We start from the raw sequence: 17,159 nt of genomic DNA on the forward strand, positions 1-17,159 counted from the left end.
CCAAGCTTGCCGCAACATTTCCACGCCGCAACTTGCTGAAATGTGGAATGTTTTTCGCTCGACTTCGCCCGCGTCGGTCCGTCCGGCGCGGGCGTTCTGGTCTTCCGGCCACGACGCCGCAACCAGAAAGGAGAGCTCGATGACCGTCTCCAGTGTCGGTTCATCTTCGCTGACGCAGCAATTGCTTCAGCTCCAACAGTCCATGTTCACCACCGCTGACGCCGACAGCGATGGCTCGCTGTCGCTCAGCGAGTTCCAGTCCATTGGGCAGAATGTGCAGGGCGGCGGGCAACCTCCGCCGCCGCCGCCGATGGGCGGCTCGTCCAGCTCGGGCGCGAATTTCAGCAGCGACACACTTCGCTCGCTGATGTCGGTGCAGATGCTGGGCTCGGACTCCGGTTCGATCCTGACCAGCAGCGACACCAACAGCGACGGTTTGCTGTCGGCCGACGAGATTTCCTCGGCCCTGTCCGCCAACGCCCCCGAGGGCGTCGAAGACCTGGGCCTGGAAGGCAAGATGGCCAGCGACATGATCTCGGCGCTCGATTCCGACGACGACGGCGCGCTGTCGTCCGACGAGATCGCCGCGGGCCTGACGACGGCCACGACGATCCAGTCGGCCATGCAGGGCATGCAGGGCGCGGGCGGTCCGCCGCCGGGTGGTCCGCCTCCGGGCGGCGGTGGCGGCGGCGGTGGTGGTTCGACCAGCGCCACCGGCTCCAGCGGCGTGTTCGAAGCCCTCGACACCAACCAGGACGGCACGGTCTCGGCCGCCGAACTGGCCGCCGCCGACACCGACGACACGGACGCGGCCAGCGCCGCCGCCGACCTGATCTCGGCCAGCGACACGGACGGCGACGGATCCCTCTCGGGTTCCGAATTCGCCAGCATGCTGGACGGCGCCAAGTCGTCGACCACGACCAGCACCGACAGCAGCCTTTCCAGCCTGCTCTCCAGCTCCACCCTGGCCTCGGACCTGATGGCCAAGCTGCTGGCGCAACTGGATACGGCCCTGGCTTCGAAGTCGGGAACGACCTCGACCGTCAGCGCGACGGCGTGAGGTTGAGTTTCAGCTGAAGCCCCAAAACCTTGTCATCCCGGCCGCAGCGAAGCGGAGAGCCGGGACCCAGAGCAACCGCACTGCGCCGGCCCCTGGGTCCCGGACAGCCTCTACGAGGCTTCCGGGATGACAAGTTTTAAGGGTGTGATGGCGCCATGACGCGTTCTGAAGGGCTGGCCTTCGCTGGTAAGCAACGCCTTACAACGCGGCACAACGCGGTTCCTTTGAAGCCCGCCGCGCAAGCCGCTTGCGTCGAAGTGTAAACTTGGTGTCAATCTCGTCCCTTGGCTGACGTCGCGGGGGCGTCGCCCAGTTCAAAGGTCCTTCCGTCTTGATGTTTCGTCCCGAGAACGTTCAGGCCCTAGCGGGTCTGGCGGTCACCCTTGGCCTTTGCTGGCTGGTCTCCGAGAATCGCAAACGCTTCCCCTGGGTGCTGGCGATCGGCGCCCTGATCGTCCAGGTCGGTCTCGTGCTGCTGCTGTTCGGGCTGCCGCAAGCCCAGGCCATGATGCGCGGCGTCAACGGCGCGGTGGAGGGCCTCGGCGCCTCGACCCAGGCCGGCACGGCCTTCGTGTTCGGCTTCCTGGCCGGCGGCGACCAGCCCTATCCGGTGAGCAATCCGGGCGCGGGCTTCATCTTCGCCTTCCGCGTCATGCCGGTGATTCTGGTGGTCTGCGCCCTGTCGGCGCTGCTGTGGCACTGGAACATCCTGAAGTGGGCGGCCCAGGCCTTCGGCTTCGTGTTCCAGAAGACCCTGGGCCTGCGCGGCCCGCCGGCCCTGGCCACCGCCGCGACCATCTTCATGGGCCAGATCGAAGGCCCGATCTTCATCCGCGCCTATCTCGACAAGCTCTCCCGCTCGGAACTCTTCATGCTGATCGCGGTCGGCATGGCCTGCGTCAGCGGCTCGACCATGGTGGCCTACGCCACGATCCTGGCCAACGTGCTGCCCAACGCCGCCGCCCACGTGCTGACCGCCTCGATCATCTCGGCCCCGGCCGGCGTGCTGCTGGCCCGCATCATCGTGCCGTCCGATCCGATGGAGAAGGGCGCTGATCTCGATCTCGCCACCGAAGACAAGACCTATGGCAGCGCCATCGACGCCGTCATGAAGGGCACCACCGACGGCCTGCAGATCGCGCTGAACGTCGGCGCCACCCTGATCGTCTTCGTGGCCCTGGCCACCATGGTCGACAAGATCCTGGGCGCCATGCCCGACGTCGGCGGCCAGCCGCTGAGCATCGCGCGCGGCCTGGGCGTGGTCTTCGCGCCGCTGGCCTGGTCGATGGGCATTCCCTGGAACGAAGCCGGCACCGCCGGCGGCCTGCTGGGCGTGAAGCTGATCCTCACCGAGTTCACGGCCTTCATCCAGCTGTCCAAGACCGGCGTGAACCTGCTGGACGAGCGCACCCGGATGATCATGACCTACGCCCTGTGCGGCTTCGCCAACATCGGTTCGGTCGGCATGAACGTGGCCGGCTTCTCGGTGCTGGTGCCGGAACGCCGCCAGGAAGTGCTGAGCCTGGTCTGGAAGGCGATGATGGCGGGCTTCCTCGCCACCTGCCTGACCGGTTCGCTGATCGGCCTGATGCCCCGGGCGCTGTTCGGGCTGTAGGTCTCTGATCTTCTCCCTTCCCCCTTGATGGGGGAAGGGCGGGGTTGGGGGTGATGCGGCGGATGATCTTGAGCGCGGCGCTTCGCGGCCAGCTCAGCAGTCAACCCCATCCCAACCCTTCTCCCCATCAAGGGGGAAGGACTTTCATTACGCAGGGAAAACCCTGCATCCTCCGTCAAAATGGGAGGATCTCGCCATTAAGCTCTATGACAGCCGCCGCGCCCCCAATCCTCGCCGGGTCCGCTGGTTCATGGCCGAGAAGGGGATCGAGGATGTCGAGATCGTCGACATCGACATCTTCGGCGGCCAGCACCGCCAGCCGGACTACCTGGCCAAGGCCGGCCTGCCCAACGTTCCCGCCCTCGAGATCGATGAGCACACCACGATCACCGAGTCGGTGGCCATCTGCCGCTATCTGGAGAGCGTCTATCCCGAGCCGAACCTGTTCGGTCGCGATCCGCTGGAGACGGCCGTCATCGAGATGTGGACGCGCCGCGCCGAGATGCTCCTGTCGACCCCGCTGATGATGGCGGTGCGCCACGGTCATCCAGCCCTGGCGGCAATCGAGACCCAGGTGCCGGAAGTGGCCGAAACCAACCGCAAGGCCGCCGAACGGGCCTTGAAGGTCTTCGATCGCCGCCTGGCCGAAAGCGAGTTCATCGCCGCCGACCGCGTGACCATGGCTGATATCCTGGCCGCCACGGGTCTGGATTTCGCGCGGATGGTGCGGTTTCGGCCGGATGCGGAGCTGGTCAATGTAGCGCGGTGGCTGAAGGCGATGATGGAGCGGCCGGCGGCGAAGGTTGGGGTCTGATACTTGCCCCCACCGGGCTGCTGCGCAGCCGTCCGCCCCCATAGGGGGGCGGATCTACCGTGACCGGATCTTCTTGATCACCCCGGAGAAATTCAGCATCGGCGAACTCCCCGTCGACACCAGCCCCCGCACGAACAGCAGCGAGCCGCCGGCCTTGGTGACCTCGCCGGTCGCCGTCACCAGGTCGCCCGGCCGCGCCGGACCCAGGAATTCGCCGTTCAGGCTGACCGTCACGGCGTGCTGGGCGCCCAGTTCTTTCCACGAGATCGCGAACAGCGAGAAGTCGGCGAAGGTCATCATGCAGCCGCCATGCATGAAGCCGCCGCCGTTCATGTGGCGGGTCTCGGCGCGGAAGGCGGTGGTGACGAGGCCGGCGTCATTTTCCTTGAAATAGAACGGCCCGGACTGGTCCTCGAACGGATCCAGGCCCGACCAGGTGCGCCAGCCGGCCCATTCGCCGGTCTCGACCAGGCGCGGCCCGCCGGGCGCGTCGTTGCCGCCATCCATGTGCTTCGTCCCCGTATTCTTGTTACGCTCAGCTAGAACCGCGTCGAAAGGCGCGCAAGCGCAAGTCTCGCCTCTGCTGACAATCCGTGGCATGGGAGCGCCCATGACGACCCCGATCCAAGAGACCATCCTTTCCCAACTGGCGGGCCTGCCCGAAGGGAAGTCCATCGACCCCATGAACGTCGCCAAGGCGGTGCAGCCAGAGCGCTGGCAGCAGATCCTCGGTCACGTGCGCACCAACGCCATCGAACTGGCCCGCGCCGGGACGATCGTCATCCTGCGCCATAACAAGCCGGTCGACCCCGAGAAATTCCGCGGCGTCTACCGCCTCCGCACCCGCCTGCCGGGCGACCCGACCTCGTTCGAGACGGCGGTCGAGGATGAGGGCGCGGACGAAGAGGGTGGCGAGGTCTAGGCGGATCGACTTTCAGCCGACTACTGTCTCTATTCTCCGTCATTCTATTCTCCGTCATTCCCGCCCTTGTGGCGGGAACCCCTGGTTCAGTTGACGCGTGGGATGCAAGCGGACCGCCGGCGGTCCGCCCCTCCTACACCTGCGGCGGATAGAGGGGTTCCCGCCACAAGGGCGGGAATGACGGATTTTAGGAGATTGGTTGTCCGCGATCCTGAATGTCGCTCCGCCTAAGCGCCTTCCCACGCCTTTCGGATCCAGGCCTCGACCTCGCCGTCGACCTCATCGGGCGAGGCCAGGCGCACGCGATGGCTGACCATGGCGTTGAATGATCCCGACGCCTCCAGCCGGCCTGACGGCTCCATACCCTTGAGGTTCAGGCCCAGGTCCAGCCGGTCCTTGGTCGAGGGCTGGGCCAGGCCGAACTGCTTGGCGCGACGGAAGCTGACATAGCCCTTCTTGGGCGCGAAGCTCGCGCCGTCCAGCCCCGCCACGATCGCCGCCACCCGCTCATAGACCGGTCGCATGGCGGCCTTGGGTCCGGCGAACATCGCCTCCAGCAGGGCGTCGTCCTCGCTGGAGCCTGCGTCAGAGGCGAAGGTCTTGTGCGCCACCATGTTGGCGTAGCCATGGCCCAGGCCGTGCTCGGCCTTCAGCCAGTCGACGACCGCCTTATGCCTTTCATGACCGCTGGCCCGCACCGCGGCGATCCAGGTCTCCAGCGACTTGCCGGTCTTGGCCTCGAGATTGGCGATCATGTTCGCGATCTCGACCTGTGGGTCCGCCATGGTTAGGCCTCCTCGACGACATGCCAGTGAACGCTGTTCGCCGTCAGAGCGTCAAGGCGACGCTTGGATCGAGTCCGCGACGTCCTAGATTGCGGGGATGCTCGACACCCTCCTCGCCGACATCGCCGCCTGCCGGGCCTGCGCGCCGTATCTGCCGCATACGCCCCGGCCCGTGACGCGGGTCAGCGAGCACACGCGGATCCTGATCGCCGGCCAGGCGCCGGGGCGGTTGGTCCACGAGACGGGCTTGCCGTTCAACGATCCGTCCGGCGTGCGGCTGCGCCAGTGGATGGGGATCGATCGCGAGACCTTCTATGGCCGGGCGGAGATCGGCGTCGCGGCCATGGCGTTCTGCTTTCCGGGCACCAATCCCAAGGGCGGCGACTATCCGCCGCCGCCGCGCTGCGCGGCGATGTGGCGGCCGCAACTGCTGGAGCAGCTGCCGAACGTCGAGCTGACCCTGCTTGTCGGCAGCTACGCACAAGACTGGGCGCTGGGTGACCGCGTGGGCAGGACCATGACCGACACCGTCGCCGCCTGGCGCTCGTTCGGGCCCAACCTCCTGCCGATGCCGCATCCGTCGTGGCGCAACACCGCCTGGCTCAAGCGCAATCCTTGGTTTGAGGCCGAGGTCACGCCCTATCTTCGCCAGCGCGTGGCGGGCATTCTGGGGGCATGAACCGCCGCGCTCTCCTCTTCACCGCCTCGGCCGCCAGCCTGAGCGCCTGCGCGCCCCTGACCCAGAGGCTGGACCTGGGCCCGCTGGGCTTTCGCGGGCCGCGCTTCGACGGCGACGACTTCGTCAGCTTCGACGGCGCGCGGCTGGGCCTGAAGCGCTGGCTGCCGTCCGGCGAACCCGATTGGGTGATCGTCGGCCTGCACGGCATGAACGACTATTCCAACGCCTTCCACCTGGCCGGCGACTGGTGGGCCGGGCAGGGGATCGCGACCTACGCCTTCGACGTTCGGGGCTTTGGGCGCTCGCCCGAGCGCGGCGTCTGGGCGCCGACCGGCATGGTGCTCGAAGACGTTCGCGCCTGCGTCGAGCTGGTCCGCGAGCGGCATCCGAGCGCCAAGGTGGCCCTGGCCGGGGTCAGCATGGGCGGGGGCCTGGCGATCGCCGCCATGACCGACCCCAACCCGCCGCGCGTCGACCGCCTGATGCTGTTCGCGCCGGCCGTCTGGGGCTGGTCGGAGCAGCCTCTGCCCAACCGCGCCAGCCTGTGGGTGACCTCGCACATGGTCGGCGGCTGGGTGGTCAAGCCGCCCGAGTGGCTGGTCAAGAACGTCATGCCCTCCGACAACATCGACGAGCTGCGCCGCATGGGCCGCGACCCGAACATGATCTGGGGCGCGCGGTCCGACACCATCTACGGCCTGGTCGGGCTGATGGAGCAGGCCTGGCGCAAGCCCGGCGACCTGCAAGTCCCGACCGCCTGGTTCTACGGCGCCAACGACCACATCATCCCCAAGGACGCGACTGCCGAAGCCGTGGCCCGGTTGGGACCGGGCCAGCGCACGGCCTTCTACGCCAACGGCTGGCACCTGCTGCTGGTCGACAGGCAGGCGCAGACGGTGTGGCGCGACGCCGAGGCGTTCCTGCGCGACCCCGCCGCGCCATGGCCGCCGTCGGGCGCGCCGCCGATCCCGACCAGCGTCAAGGCGATGGAGGCCATGACGCCGAAACCGCCAACCAAACGAGACACGAAGCGTTCGGGGTTGTGAGGCCGCGCCGGTGAGCGTACACCCCGGCGCATTCTTCCTGGCTGAGGCGAGACCTGCGGCATGACCTTGTTCGATTCCACCGATTTCGAGGGACATGAAGGCGTCCATACCTTCTTCGACGAAAAAACCGGTCTGAAGTCGATCATCGCCGTCCACTCCACCGCCCGCGGTCCGGCCGCCGGCGGCTGCCGGATGTGGGACTACGCCAGCAGCGAGGCCGCCCTGACCGACGCTCTGCGGCTGTCGCGGGGCATGTCGTACAAGAACGCCATGGCCGATCTCGACTTCGGCGGCGGCAAGGCCGTGATCATCGGCGACAGCCGCAGCCAGAAGACGCCGGAACTGTTCGAGGCCTTCGGCCGCGCGGTCGACAGCCTCAACGGCCGGTACTGGACCGCCGAGGACGTCGGCGTCTCGCCATCCGATCTGGAAAACACCCGCAAAACCACCCGCTATGTCGCCGGCCTGGAAGGCCACGCTGCCGCTTCGGGCGATCCGTCGCCGGTCACGGCCGAGGGCGTGTTCCGCGGCGTGCGCCTGTGCGTCGAGCGGGCCCTGAAGCGCGACCTGACCGGCGTGCGCGTCGCCATCCAGGGCGTGGGCCATGTCGGCGCCTATCTGGCCGAGAAGCTGCACGCCGCCGGGGCGGTCCTGACCATCGCCGACGTCAACCAGGCGGCGCTCAACGAGGTGGCCGCCAAGACCGGCGCGACCATCGTGCCGGCCGACGCCATCTTCGACGTCGAGGCCGACGTCTTCGCGCCCTGCGCCTTGGGCGGCGCGATCTCGACCACGACCCTGCCGCGCCTGAAGGTCAAGGTGATCGCCGGCGGCGCCAACAACCAGCTGGCCGACGCCATGATCGGCCAGACCGTGTTCGACCGCGGCATCCTCTACGCGCCGGACTACGTCATCAACGGCGGCGGCATCATCAACGTGGCGGCCGAGATCCGCGCGCTGGAGGCCAATGGTTCTTTCGACGGCCAGTGGGTGGCGACCAAGCTGGATCGCCTGGCCCAGACCCTGGGCGAGGTCATCGACCAGTCGATCGCCGAGAAACGCCCCGCCAACCTGGTGGCCGACGAGATCGCCCGGGCCCGCATCGCGGCGGCGCGCGCCTAACCTTTCTTCGCCTCGCGCGTTCTTCCGAAGCAACCCGGGAGACGCGCCATGGCCAACACGCACCTCGACGATCTCAGAGCGCAGATGGAAGAGGCCGTCGCGGCCCAGGACTTTGAGACGGCCGGCAAGCTGCGCGACCAGATCGAGGGCGTGACGCACGGCAATCTGGTGCGCGGCGTCGACACCGCGCCGCAGGCCTCGTACTTCCAGCGTCAGGTTCCGGGCAAGATGGGCCTGGGCACCGACCAGCAGGCCTATGTGCCGCCGCCCGGCTGGGTCCCGCCAAAGAAGCCCGACCCGATGACCGCCGGCCACTCCAAGGGCGGACGCCGGCGGAAGGCCTAGACTTTAACGTCCTGCGTCCTTCGAGGCCCTCCCATGGAGGGCGCCTCAGGATGAGGAATGCACTATAGCCCTCATCCTGAGGTGCGAGCCGAAGGCGAGCCTCGAAGGACGCACGGCATGACCGCTCTAAACCTTCGCCCCGCGTCCGCTGATGCTGGCCCCCGCGTCCTTGTTCAGCGACAGATAGACGGGCAGGGCCAGCAGCGTCACGCCGCCGATCGCCAGATAGGGCAGGGTGAAGCGGTCCGGCGTCAGCGCGCCGCCGTCCCCGCGCGCCAGGTGCAGCATCGCGCCGCCGAAGCTGACGCCAAGGGCCAGGCCCACCTGCTGGGTCACCGCCGCCAGGGTCGAGGCGGCCGCCACCGAACTCTGCGGCACGTCGGCATAGGCGATGGTGTTGGCGGCGATGAACTGAGCCGAGCGGACGAAGCCGGCGAAGGTCATCAGGCCGATCATCGCCCAGACCGGGGTGGCCAGGGTGAAGAAGCCCGGCGCGGCGGTGAAGGCGGCGGTCAGCAGCAGGGCCGCGGTCAGGAAGGTCCGGAAGCCGGCGCGCTTGAGGCTCCAGGCCGCGAAGGGCCGGGCCATCAGGATGCCGGCGCCCGAGGCGATGGTCACCAGGCTGGCCCTCAGAGGCGTCCAGCCCAGGGCGACCTGCAGCAGCAGCGGCAGCAGGAAGGGACTGGCGCCGATGCCCAGCCGCACCAGGGTGCCGCCCAGCAGGCTGGCGCGATAGGTCGGATAGCGCAGCAGCGACAGGTTCAGGATCGGCCGGGCCGAGCGCTTGGCCAGGCGCAGATAGGTCGCGCCCGACAGCAGGGCGACGGTCAGGATCGCGATCTGGGCGGCCGGCGGCAGCAGGTTCAGGCCCGCCGTCTCGGCCACCACCACCAGGCCGCTGATGGCCGTGGCCGACAGCAGGAAGCCGCCCGCGTCGAAGTGGATGTCGGGCTGGCGCGCGCCCTTGGGCACGAACCGCATCACCGCGATCATGCCCAGAACCCCGACGGGCAGGTTCAGGTAGAAGATCCACGGCCAGTCGGCGAAGGTCAGCACCAGGCCGGCCAGGGGCGGACCCATCAGCGGTCCCAGCAGGGCGGGCATGGTGAACCAGCCCATGGCGGTGATCAGCTTGTCCTTGGGCGTCGAGCTGACCACGATCAGCCGCGCCACCGGGGTCATCATCGCTCCGCCCAGGCCCTGCAGGATGCGCGACGCGACCAGGGCCTCGAGGTTGCGCGACAGGCCGCACAGGGCCGAGCCCAGCAGGAACACCACCATCGCCGAGACGAAGACTCGCCGCGCGCCGAAGCGCTCGGCCGCCCAGCCGCTGACCGGGATGAAGATCGCCAGCGCCAGGATGTACGACGTCAGGGCCAGCTTCAGCTGGATCGGGTCTACGGCGAAGGCGCGGGCCAGGGTGGGCAGGGCCGTCGACAGGGCGGTGGCGTCGATGAACTCCATGAACAGCGCGCTGGCCACGGCGATGGCGATCAGGCGCGTGCCCGTCGCCGACGGCAGGGGAGGCGACGAGGGATCTGGGGAGGTTTCCGACACGGTGTCGGCTTAGGCCCCTCGCGTCGGCGGCTCAAGTGCGGATGGGACTAGCGGCCCTTGATGGAAAGGCTGACGCCGTAGACGGTGTCGCGGTCGGAATAGGCCTCGGCCTGCAGCTTGCGGCGCGTGGCGCTGAGCGACAGCTGCTTGCCGCCCTTGCGGAAGCCGAAGCCCAGCTGGTGCGTGCCGAACTTGGCCAGGCGGTCCTGCGACCAGCCCGCGCCGCGCCAGCCGTCCAGGGTGTCGCGCACCACGTTCAGGCTGAGCGCCTTGCCTGAGCTGGCGGCGAACAGCACCCAGCGGCCCTTGCGGGAATCCTTGGAGGCGTCGGCCATCTTGCCCATCAGAGCCGAGGCGTCGACCGACACGCTGCGACCGCCCACCGACTGGCCGGGCGGGGCGAAGGGCTGGACCTCGATCTCGTCGACCTTGACCACCCGGACCGGCCGCGAGGACGCGCGCACCAGGGTCTGGGCGGTCGTGCGAGGCGGAGCGCGCGGCGCGTCGCCGTCGGGGGCGCGCTGGGCCTTGGCGTCGGCGAGCTGGATGATCTTTGCGGGCGTGGAAGCGGACGGCGCGGCGGGCAGGCCGCCGGCCAGCGTGGTGTCCGAGGCGCCGCCGGCCAGATCGACCACGGCCGCGACCGAGGCCTTGGCGCGAGCCTCGTCGCCATAGCGGGCGGTGGCGATGGGCGCATCGGGATCGACGATGTCCGCGCCGCCGGCCAAGGTCAGGGTTTGATCATAGGGTGTGGGCGCACGGGTCGACAGCGCGGTCGCCGCAGTCGCGACGACGCCGAAACCGGCCACCGCCAGCGCGCACTTGATGACACCGCCCCGCATAACCCCGAGAGTCCCCACTGCCAGCGTTCCCCAACGCTAAAGCAAGCTTATGTTAACCGCGTGACGACTGTACAGGCCGTTCGCCTAATCGGATCATGGAATTGAGTAACCGCCGGAATTGCCGGCGCGGCCGACCTAATGACCCGGTCTGGGCTCGAAGGTGCGGCGTTCCTTGATCTTCAGAGCGTCTTCGTCGGGCTTGCGACCGTGCTGGGCCTTGGGCTCGGACTTGGGGACGCTGAAGTTGGTCATCGGGTCCTGGTGCTGGAAGCCGTTTGTCATGGCTCTTCCTCCCTTTTGGCTCATTCTATCACGCCGCCTCGAAAACGGTGTCGACCAACCGAACGTCCACGGAGACGTGAAGTCGGGCCTCGCCGGGGTCGCCGATGATGGCGCCCGACACCGGGGCGGCCTGCCAGGGCGTGCGGGTGGTGGCCACGCGGATCAAGTCGGGCGACTCGGCCAGGCCGTTGGTGGGGTCGAACTCCACCCAGCCCAGGTCGGGCAGGAACACCTCGCACCAGGCATGGGTCGCGCCGGCCCCGCGCACTGCGCCGACGCCAGGCGAATAGAGATAGCCGGTGGCGAAGAGCGAGGCGTAGCCCAGTCGCCGCATGCCCTCGACCATCAGCCAGGCCAGGTCGCGGCAGGCGCCCTTGCCGCTGGCCAGGGTTTCCAGCGGGCTCTGGACGCCTTCTTCGTAACGGTTGGTGTAGTCGAACTGCTGGTGGATCACGGAGTTGACCCGCAGCAGGAAATCCAGCGCCGGCTCGTCCATCCGCTCGTTGAGGCCGCGCAGCCATTTCAACAGGATCGCATCGGGATCGTCGGTCACCGGGGCCATGAACGGCGCCAAGGTGGCGTGGTCCTCGCGGTCGTAGACGATCGGCGACAGCGTGTGGGGATTGTCGATCCGCAGCGGCGACAGCGGGGCGGGGAAACGGTCGATCAACAGCTCGCTGATGATGCTCAGCGACGTCGACTGGCCCAGCGGCTCGAACAGGCAGACGCAATTGCCGTTGGCGTCATAGGTCCAGCGGGTGGGACCGGGCGGCGAGACGTTCAGCGAGGCGTCGACGATGCGAAGGGCATGGCTGTCGCGCGGCCGGATCAGCAGCCGGTGCGCGCCAAAGCCGACCGGACGATCATAGTCGTACCGGGTTTCATGCAGGATCTTCAGACGCGCCATCGGCGGAACTAACCCCGGCAGAGCGGCTTCGTTCCGTCGCGCCGCGACGATTGTGGTCGACAGAACAAAGGTGGAACATTAGGGTTGGCGAATGGCCGTCCTCGATCTCAAGCGTAAACTCGCCATCCTCTCCGACGCCGCCAAGTACGACGCCTCCTGCGCCTCCTCGGGAGCGGAGAAGCGAAATTCGCTGTCGGGTCCGGGCGAAGGCGGCAAGGGCGTGGGCTCCACCGAAGGCATGGGCATCTGCCACGCCTATGCGCCGGATGGTCGCTGCATCTCCTTGCTGAAGATCCTGCTGACCAACTTCTGCATCTACGACTGCGCCTACTGCATCAATCGCGTCAGCTCGAACACGCCGCGCGCGCGGTTCACGGTCAAGGAGGTCGTCGACCTCACCCTGAACTTCTACAAGCGCAACTATATCGAGGGCCTGTTCCTGTCGTCCGGCGTGATCCAGACCGGCGACTACACGATGGAAGAGATGGTGCGAGTGGCCAAGTCGCTGCGCCTCGATCATCACTTCCGCGGCTACATCCACCTGAAACTGATCCCCGAGGCCTCGCCCGAACTGGCGGCGGAGGCGGGGCTCTATGCCGACCGGGTGTCGATCAATATCGAGCTGCCGCAGGACGAAAGCCTGACGATCCTGGCGCCCGAGAAGGACCCGGCCGGCATCAAGCGGGCCATGGGCCGCATGCGGCTGTCGATCGAGGACCACGCCGAGCCGGCGAAGAAAGCCGGCCGCCGCAGCTTCGCCACCAGCCAGTCGACCCAGCTGATCGTCGGCGCCGACGCCGCCCGGGACGGCGACATCCTGGCCCGCAGCGCCAATCTCTACGGCTCCTACAAGCTGCGGCGGGTCTATTATTCGGCCTTCAGCCCGATCCCGGACGCGGCCTCGCGCCTGCCGTCGGCGCGGCCACCGCTGATGCGCGAGCACCGCCTCTACCAGGCCGACTGGCTGATGCGGTTCTATGGCTTCACCCAGGGCGAGATCGTCGAACCGGGCCAGGACCTGGACCTCACCGTCGACCCGAAGACCGCCTGGGCCCTGCGCCATCGCGGCGACTTCCCGGTCGACGTCAACATCGCCGATCGCGATACGCTGCTGCGCACGCCGGGCCTGGGGGCGCGAGGCGTCGACCGCATCCTGCAGGCCCGTCGCCAGGCCCGCCTGACCCTGGCCGACGTCAAGCGCGTCTGCGGCTCGGTCAAGCGCGCCCAGCCCTTTATCGTCACCGCCGACTGGAGCCCGGGCGGCCTCACCGACGCCGGCGGGCTGAAGGCGTCGCTGGTCGCCTCGGAGCAGCTGAGCCTCTTCTGATGCGCGTGGTTCGCCTGGCTTCAGAGATCGATTTCGACGGCTGGCGGAAGGCCGCCCGCGCCCTGCGCGCCGAGGGCGTGCCGCCGGAGGCGGTGGTGTGGACGGTGGAGTTTGATCTGTTCGAAAGCGCTCCCAACTCTATCATCCCGGCGAAAGCCGGGACCACGGCAAGCGTCGACGTTTCCGGCGGTCCCGGCTCTACGCTGCGCTCCGGCCGGGATGACAGCCGAGACGCGAAACCCTTCACCGTCCCCAAGCCCTTCATCGACCTGGCCGAGCAGGTCGTCCTGCACCGCTCCAGCGAACGCTTCGCCTTGCTCTACAAGCTGCTGTGGCGGCTCGAACGCGAGCCCGGCCTGATCGACAATCCCGCCGACCCCGACATGACCCGGGCGCGCGACATGGCCAAGGGCGTCAGCCGCGCGGCGCACAAGATGAAGGCCTTCGTCCGCTTCCGTCTGGTCGAGGGCGTCGAGCCCGAGGCCTACATGGCCTGGTTCGAGCCGGCTCACCGCGTCACCGAGGCCGTCGCGCCGTTCTTCGTCCGGCGGTTCACGGCCATGACCTGGACGATCCTGACGCCCGACGCCTGCGTGGCCTGGGACCGCGAGACCCTGAAGGTGTCGGAAGGCGCCGATCCCGCCGATGCGCCGCGCGAGGACGCTCAGGAAGAGCTCTGGCGCACCTACTACGCCTCGATCTTCAACCCGGCGCGGCTGAATCCTCGAATGATGCAGCAGGAGATGCCCAAGCGCTATTGGCGGAACCTGCCCGAGGCGCGGCTCATTCCGGAGCTGATCGAAACCGCCCAGCAGAGGACCGCCGACATGGTCGCGGCCAGGCCAAATCCGCCCTCGGAACGCGTGCTGAAAGCCGCCCTGCGCCACGCTCGCGACGGCTCTTATGGCGAGAGCGATCCGCTGACCCTGGAAGAGGCCGCCGCCGCCGAGCAGGTCTGCCGCCGCTGCGACCTGTGGCGCGACGCCACCCAGGCCGTGCCGGGCGAGGGGCCGGCGCGGGCCCGGATCATGATTGTCGGCGAGCAGCCCGGCGACGAGGAGGACCTCTCGGGCCGACCCTTCGTCGGTCCTGCCGGTCGGCTGCTGGACAAGGCGATGGCCGAGGCCGATTTCGATCGCGCCAAGGCCTTCGTCACCAACGCGGTCAAGCATTTCAAGCATGAGCCGCGCGGCAAGTTCCGGCTGCACAAGACGCCCGATCGCGGCGAGGTCCAGGCCTGCCGCTGGTGGCTGGACGCCGAGCGACGGATGGTTAAGCCCAAGGTGATCCTGGCCCTGGGCGCGACGGCGGTCATGGGCGTCACCGGCAAGTCGATGCCGATCGCCAAGTCTCGCGGCGCGCCCATCGCCCTGGACGGCGGCGCGCAGCTGGTGGTCAGCTGGCACCCGTCCTACCTGCTGCGCGTCCCCGACGCGGAGGCCAAGGCGCGGGCCTATGCGGAACTGCTCGAGGACTTGCGGCTGGCGTGGAGGCTGGCAGGGTAGGCCCGCACGCTGACGGGAAGGGCTAGCCGCGATGAGCGAACTGACCATCTGGACCTATGACTGGGTGCCGCCCGGGCCGCGCGGTTTCGTGCGCGATCTGAGGCTGAGATGGGCGTGCGAGGAGGCCGGTCTCGACTACGCCGTCCGCACCATCCCGTTCGACGATCGCCAGACCAACCATCTCGACCGCCAGCCGTTCGGCCAGGTTCCGTTCCTGAACGACGGGGCGCTGGAGATCTTCGAAAGCGGTGCGGGACTGCTGCATCTGGCCGGGAAGAGCGACAGGCTGATGCCGCCCGACCCCATCGGACAGGCCGAAACGCTGCAATGGACGATCGCGGCGCTGAACTCGATCGAGATGGTCAGCGTGCCGTGGTGGTTCCTGAAGATCAGCGGCGACGCGGACAATCAGCTCGCCGGATGGCTGGGCCAGCGCCTCGACCATCTCGAACGGATCTTCGGCGAGCGGGACTGGCTCGCGGCCGACCGCTTCACCATCGCCGACCTGCTGATGGCGGATGTCCTGCGGGTTTCCGACGTGCGCGCTTTCGGCGACCGGCCCGCCACCGAGGCCTATCTGGCGCGCGTCACGGATCGCCCCGCCTTCAGAAAGGCCCAGGCCGACCAGATCGCGCTTTTCCAGGCGGCAGACGCCAAGAGGGCCGGGTAGAGAATCCGCTAGCCTGCGAACCCTGCCTCGGCGAAGGCCAGCATGCGGGCCAGCAGGGTGACGACGTCGCCTTCGCTGGTCGTGCCTTCCGACAGCACGTTCAGGCGGTCGAACTCGGCGAAGCGGTTGTTGTGCAGCATGCCCAGGGTGAAGTGCAGTCGCCAGTAGACGTCTTCCGGCGAAAGGTCCGGGCGGGCCGCGAGCAGGGCGTCGGAGAAGCGGCGCAGGTGCGAGACGTCGGTCTTCAGCACTTGGCGGATCTCGTCGGTGCCCTCGCTGCGGGCGCGGATCAGGAACTGCAACGAGATGCGACGCTCGTGATCGGGGGCCAGCCAGCGCAGGGGCGGGGTCAGCAGGGCGGCCAGCACCTCGCGCACGGGCGGCTTGCCGCCGTTGCGGTCGTTGGCCTCGTGCAGCATGCGGGCGCGTTCGCGGTTCAGCTCCGCCGTGCGGCGACGGAAGATCTCGAACAGCAGGGCGTCCTTGGAGCCGAAGTGATAGTTCACCGAGGCAAGGTTCACGCCTGCGGCGGCCGTGATGTCGCGCACCGACACGTTCTGGAAGCCGTGCAGAGCAAAAAGGCGCTCGGCGGCGACGAACACCAGGTTCTTGGTCGCGGCTTCGGTTTCGGCGGCCTCGGTCTCGACAGAGACGGCGGCGTCGGTGGTCGGACTCACTACGATATTCCCCTTTACCCGTAGGGAAGTCTTACGACTGTTCGAATTTGGCGCAAGCGTCAACATGGGCCGGAGGCTGATGAAATGCTGGGGCGCCGCCCAGTTTGACTAAGAGGCGAGCACGGCTTTCCTTCGAAGGGAAAGGCTCTAGGGTAGCGCTAACAAGCGACGGAGGGCGCGGCGATGATCGCCATGATCACGGCATTGATGCTGCTGAGCGGCCAGGCCGCGCCGTCGCCGTCCACGACCTCCGAAGGGCCGGCCAAGGTCGACTCCGTCACCGTCACCGCCGCGGGCAAGAAGGCGGTCCTGCCCCGCTGGTCGGCCCAGGTCCACGCCATCGGCTGGCCGTTCCTGGGACTGGGCCGCGACAAGGGCGTGATGATGTTCGCCAAGACCGACGGGCGTCCGCCGTCGCCCTATCAGCGGGTGCTGGTGCGCCACGAGTTCCGCGAGCAACAGACCGAGACCGGCGCCGCCGTCCCGGTGACCTATGTCTCCGAGCGCCTGGAACAGGAAGTCGACTGCGCGGCCGGGGCCTTCCGCAGTCTCGTCGTCTATCGCTATCCGCAGAACAATCTGACGGGCGTGCCCGCCGCCTTCGACTTCGAGGACCGGACCTGGACCAAGCCCGCGCCAGGCACGTTCGACGAGACCGTGGTCGAGGCGGCGTGCCTGACCCCGGACCAGTTCGCGACGCGGTAGATCCGCTTACGACCCCTAGGGACGTTAGCTTCGACCAAAACAAACATCGTCATCCCGGGCCTTGTGCCCGGTACCCCTCTTTCCGCCGCAGGTGCGGAGCGGAATGAAAATCTCACGTGAAAGCTAAACCAGGGGTCCCGGGCACAAGGCCCGGAATGACGGATCTGTTGGATGCGGCCGTCGCTCTACGCCCCCTCCGTAACGATGCGTATTCGCATCGCGCCACCTCCCCCGCTTTGCGGGTGAGGAGAAGAAGCGCTTTCCTCCTCCCCTGTGAAACGGGGGAGGTGGCGCGGCGC

The 17,159-nt window shown here is 68.1% G+C and carries 19 protein-coding genes and 1 pseudogene; 12 read left to right on the forward strand and 8 right to left on the reverse strand.

The window, feature by feature from the left end; all coding sequences use genetic code 11:
* Positions 1-139 precede the first annotated feature (139 nt).
* The 3 genes from AC1RUS_RS03125 to AC1RUS_RS03135 all read left to right on the forward strand — a co-directional run bounded on the left by AC1RUS_RS03125 (position 140) and on the right by AC1RUS_RS03135 (position 3,489).
* Positions 140-1,060 carry an EF-hand domain-containing protein gene (locus AC1RUS_RS03125; RefSeq protein WP_492912905.1) on the forward strand — a complete coding sequence of 307 codons (921 nt, stop codon included), beginning with the start codon at positions 140-142 and terminating at the stop codon, positions 1,058-1,060.
* Positions 1,061-1,394: 334 nt separating this feature from the next.
* The gene (locus tag AC1RUS_RS03130; protein WP_492912907.1) at positions 1,395-2,675 is read left to right on the forward strand and encodes a NupC/NupG family nucleoside CNT transporter; all 1,281 of its coding nucleotides are present in this window, start codon (positions 1,395-1,397) and stop codon (positions 2,673-2,675) included.
* 196 nt (positions 2,676-2,871) lie between these two features.
* Complete coding sequence (locus tag AC1RUS_RS03135; RefSeq protein ID WP_492912978.1) at positions 2,872-3,489, forward strand: glutathione S-transferase family protein; 618 nt, start codon at positions 2,872-2,874, stop codon at positions 3,487-3,489.
* A gap of 54 nt (positions 3,490-3,543) precedes the next feature.
* Here AC1RUS_RS03135 and AC1RUS_RS03140 read toward each other — a convergent pair whose 3' ends face one another.
* The gene (locus AC1RUS_RS03140) at positions 3,544-3,996 is read right to left on the reverse strand and encodes a PaaI family thioesterase (RefSeq protein ID WP_492912909.1); all 453 of its coding nucleotides are present in this window, start codon (positions 3,994-3,996) and stop codon (positions 3,544-3,546) included.
* A 103-nt stretch (positions 3,997-4,099) separates the two neighbouring features.
* On the opposite strand from AC1RUS_RS03140, the gene AC1RUS_RS03145 reads away from it, so the two are divergent.
* Positions 4,100-4,411, forward strand: coding sequence for a DUF3253 domain-containing protein (locus tag AC1RUS_RS03145; protein ID WP_492912911.1), 312 nt, complete (start codon positions 4,100-4,102; stop codon positions 4,409-4,411).
* A gap of 227 nt (positions 4,412-4,638) precedes the next feature.
* Here AC1RUS_RS03145 and AC1RUS_RS03150 read toward each other — a convergent pair whose 3' ends face one another.
* Entirely contained in the window at positions 4,639-5,196 is a 558-nt protein-coding gene (locus tag AC1RUS_RS03150) for a DUF4287 domain-containing protein (protein WP_492912913.1), read from the reverse strand.
* Between the two features lie 97 nt (positions 5,197-5,293).
* On the opposite strand from AC1RUS_RS03150, the gene AC1RUS_RS03155 reads away from it, so the two are divergent.
* Genes AC1RUS_RS03155 through AC1RUS_RS03170 form a run of 4 tightly spaced genes read left to right on the forward strand, consistent with a single transcriptional unit; the run spans position 5,294 to position 8,388 of the window.
* On the forward strand, positions 5,294-5,875 hold the full coding sequence (locus AC1RUS_RS03155) for a uracil-DNA glycosylase family protein (protein WP_492912915.1): 582 nt from the start codon (positions 5,294-5,296) through the stop codon (positions 5,873-5,875).
* Positions 5,872-6,921, forward strand: coding sequence for an alpha/beta hydrolase (locus AC1RUS_RS03160; protein ID WP_492912917.1), 1,050 nt, complete (start codon positions 5,872-5,874; stop codon positions 6,919-6,921). The genes AC1RUS_RS03155 and AC1RUS_RS03160 overlap by 4 nt, the downstream gene beginning before the upstream one ends.
* A 60-nt stretch (positions 6,922-6,981) precedes the next feature.
* Positions 6,982-8,043, forward strand: a complete 1,062-nt coding sequence (locus AC1RUS_RS03165) for a Leu/Phe/Val dehydrogenase (RefSeq protein ID WP_492912919.1) — start codon at positions 6,982-6,984, stop codon at positions 8,041-8,043.
* A 48-nt stretch (positions 8,044-8,091) separates the two neighbouring features.
* Complete coding sequence (locus tag AC1RUS_RS03170) at positions 8,092-8,388, forward strand: UvrB/UvrC motif-containing protein (RefSeq protein ID WP_492912921.1); 297 nt, start codon at positions 8,092-8,094, stop codon at positions 8,386-8,388.
* 3 nt (positions 8,389-8,391) lie between these two features.
* Here AC1RUS_RS03170 and AC1RUS_RS03175 read toward each other — a convergent pair.
* The 5 genes and pseudogenes from AC1RUS_RS03175 to AC1RUS_RS03195 all read right to left on the reverse strand — a co-directional run.
* Positions 8,392-8,500 (reverse strand): annotated as a pseudogene (locus tag AC1RUS_RS03175) (hypothetical protein); the annotation flags it as partial.
* A 14-nt stretch (positions 8,501-8,514) separates the two neighbouring features.
* The gene (locus AC1RUS_RS03180; protein ID WP_492912923.1) at positions 8,515-9,945 is read right to left on the reverse strand and encodes an MFS transporter; all 1,431 of its coding nucleotides are present in this window, start codon (positions 9,943-9,945) and stop codon (positions 8,515-8,517) included.
* A 47-nt stretch (positions 9,946-9,992) separates the two neighbouring features.
* Positions 9,993-10,787: a hypothetical protein gene (locus AC1RUS_RS03185; protein WP_492912925.1), complete on the reverse strand. Its 795-nt coding sequence runs from the start codon at positions 10,785-10,787 to the stop codon at positions 9,993-9,995.
* Positions 10,788-10,922: 135 nt separating this feature from the next.
* Positions 10,923-11,069: a hypothetical protein gene (locus tag AC1RUS_RS03190; RefSeq protein WP_492912927.1), complete on the reverse strand. Its 147-nt coding sequence runs from the start codon at positions 11,067-11,069 to the stop codon at positions 10,923-10,925.
* Between the two features lie 28 nt (positions 11,070-11,097).
* Positions 11,098-11,976 (reverse strand): transglutaminase family protein, encoded by an 879-nt coding sequence (locus AC1RUS_RS03195; protein WP_492912929.1) that lies wholly within the window; start codon positions 11,974-11,976, stop codon positions 11,098-11,100.
* A gap of 91 nt (positions 11,977-12,067) precedes the next feature.
* Here AC1RUS_RS03195 and AC1RUS_RS03200 point away from each other — a divergent pair, with 91 nt between their 5' ends.
* The 3 genes from AC1RUS_RS03200 to AC1RUS_RS03210 are packed head-to-tail and all read left to right on the forward strand — an operon-like array spanning position 12,068 to position 15,478.
* The gene (locus AC1RUS_RS03200) at positions 12,068-13,303 is read left to right on the forward strand and encodes a putative DNA modification/repair radical SAM protein (RefSeq protein ID WP_492912931.1); all 1,236 of its coding nucleotides are present in this window, start codon (positions 12,068-12,070) and stop codon (positions 13,301-13,303) included.
* Positions 13,303-14,808 (forward strand): UdgX family uracil-DNA binding protein, encoded by a 1,506-nt coding sequence (locus AC1RUS_RS03205; protein ID WP_492912933.1) that lies wholly within the window; start codon positions 13,303-13,305, stop codon positions 14,806-14,808. Before AC1RUS_RS03200 ends, AC1RUS_RS03205 begins: the two co-directional genes overlap by 1 nt.
* A gap of 31 nt (positions 14,809-14,839) precedes the next feature.
* Positions 14,840-15,478, forward strand: coding sequence for a glutathione S-transferase family protein (locus AC1RUS_RS03210; RefSeq protein ID WP_492912935.1), 639 nt, complete (start codon positions 14,840-14,842; stop codon positions 15,476-15,478).
* A gap of 8 nt (positions 15,479-15,486) precedes the next feature.
* On the opposite strand, the gene AC1RUS_RS03215 is transcribed toward AC1RUS_RS03210, so the two are convergent.
* The gene (locus AC1RUS_RS03215; RefSeq protein ID WP_492912937.1) at positions 15,487-16,155 is read right to left on the reverse strand and encodes a TetR/AcrR family transcriptional regulator; all 669 of its coding nucleotides are present in this window, start codon (positions 16,153-16,155) and stop codon (positions 15,487-15,489) included.
* Between the two features lie 183 nt (positions 16,156-16,338).
* Here AC1RUS_RS03215 and AC1RUS_RS03220 point away from each other — a divergent pair, with 183 nt between their 5' ends.
* Positions 16,339-16,860: a surface-adhesin E family protein gene (locus AC1RUS_RS03220; RefSeq protein WP_492912939.1), complete on the forward strand. Its 522-nt coding sequence runs from the start codon at positions 16,339-16,341 to the stop codon at positions 16,858-16,860.
* Positions 16,861-17,159: the final 299 nt, after the last annotated feature.

The organism is Caulobacter sp. GW821-FHT10F06 (assembly GCF_058809215.1).

Excerpts from the sequence above, each read along its gene's own strand:
- AC1RUS_RS03170 (WP_492912921.1), top strand. The coding sequence starts at position 8,092 with ATGGCCAACACGCACCTCGACGATCTCAGAGCGCAGATGGAAGAGGCC.
- AC1RUS_RS03155 (WP_492912915.1), top strand. The coding sequence starts at position 5,294 with ATGCTCGACACCCTCCTCGCCGACATCGCCGCCTGCCGGGCCTGCGCG.
- AC1RUS_RS03140 (WP_492912909.1), bottom strand. The coding sequence starts at position 3,996 with ATGGATGGCGGCAACGACGCGCCCGGCGGGCCGCGCCTGGTCGAGACC.
- AC1RUS_RS03160 (WP_492912917.1), top strand. The coding sequence starts at position 5,872 with ATGAACCGCCGCGCTCTCCTCTTCACCGCCTCGGCCGCCAGCCTGAGC.
- AC1RUS_RS03195 (WP_492912929.1), bottom strand. The coding sequence starts at position 11,976 with ATGGCGCGTCTGAAGATCCTGCATGAAACCCGGTACGACTATGATCGT.
- AC1RUS_RS03220 (WP_492912939.1), top strand. The coding sequence starts at position 16,339 with ATGATCGCCATGATCACGGCATTGATGCTGCTGAGCGGCCAGGCCGCG.
- AC1RUS_RS03165 (WP_492912919.1), top strand. The coding sequence starts at position 6,982 with ATGACCTTGTTCGATTCCACCGATTTCGAGGGACATGAAGGCGTCCAT.
- AC1RUS_RS03185 (WP_492912925.1), bottom strand. The coding sequence starts at position 10,787 with ATGCGGGGCGGTGTCATCAAGTGCGCGCTGGCGGTGGCCGGTTTCGGC.
- AC1RUS_RS03130 (WP_492912907.1), top strand. The coding sequence starts at position 1,395 with ATGTTTCGTCCCGAGAACGTTCAGGCCCTAGCGGGTCTGGCGGTCACC.
- AC1RUS_RS03200 (WP_492912931.1), top strand. The coding sequence starts at position 12,068 with ATGGCCGTCCTCGATCTCAAGCGTAAACTCGCCATCCTCTCCGACGCC.
- AC1RUS_RS03190 (WP_492912927.1), bottom strand. The coding sequence starts at position 11,069 with ATGACAAACGGCTTCCAGCACCAGGACCCGATGACCAACTTCAGCGTC.
- AC1RUS_RS03210 (WP_492912935.1), top strand. The coding sequence starts at position 14,840 with ATGAGCGAACTGACCATCTGGACCTATGACTGGGTGCCGCCCGGGCCG.
- AC1RUS_RS03125 (WP_492912905.1), top strand. The coding sequence starts at position 140 with ATGACCGTCTCCAGTGTCGGTTCATCTTCGCTGACGCAGCAATTGCTT.
- AC1RUS_RS03145 (WP_492912911.1), top strand. The coding sequence starts at position 4,100 with ATGACGACCCCGATCCAAGAGACCATCCTTTCCCAACTGGCGGGCCTG.
- AC1RUS_RS03150 (WP_492912913.1), bottom strand. The coding sequence starts at position 5,196 with ATGGCGGACCCACAGGTCGAGATCGCGAACATGATCGCCAATCTCGAG.
- AC1RUS_RS03205 (WP_492912933.1), top strand. The coding sequence starts at position 13,303 with ATGCGCGTGGTTCGCCTGGCTTCAGAGATCGATTTCGACGGCTGGCGG.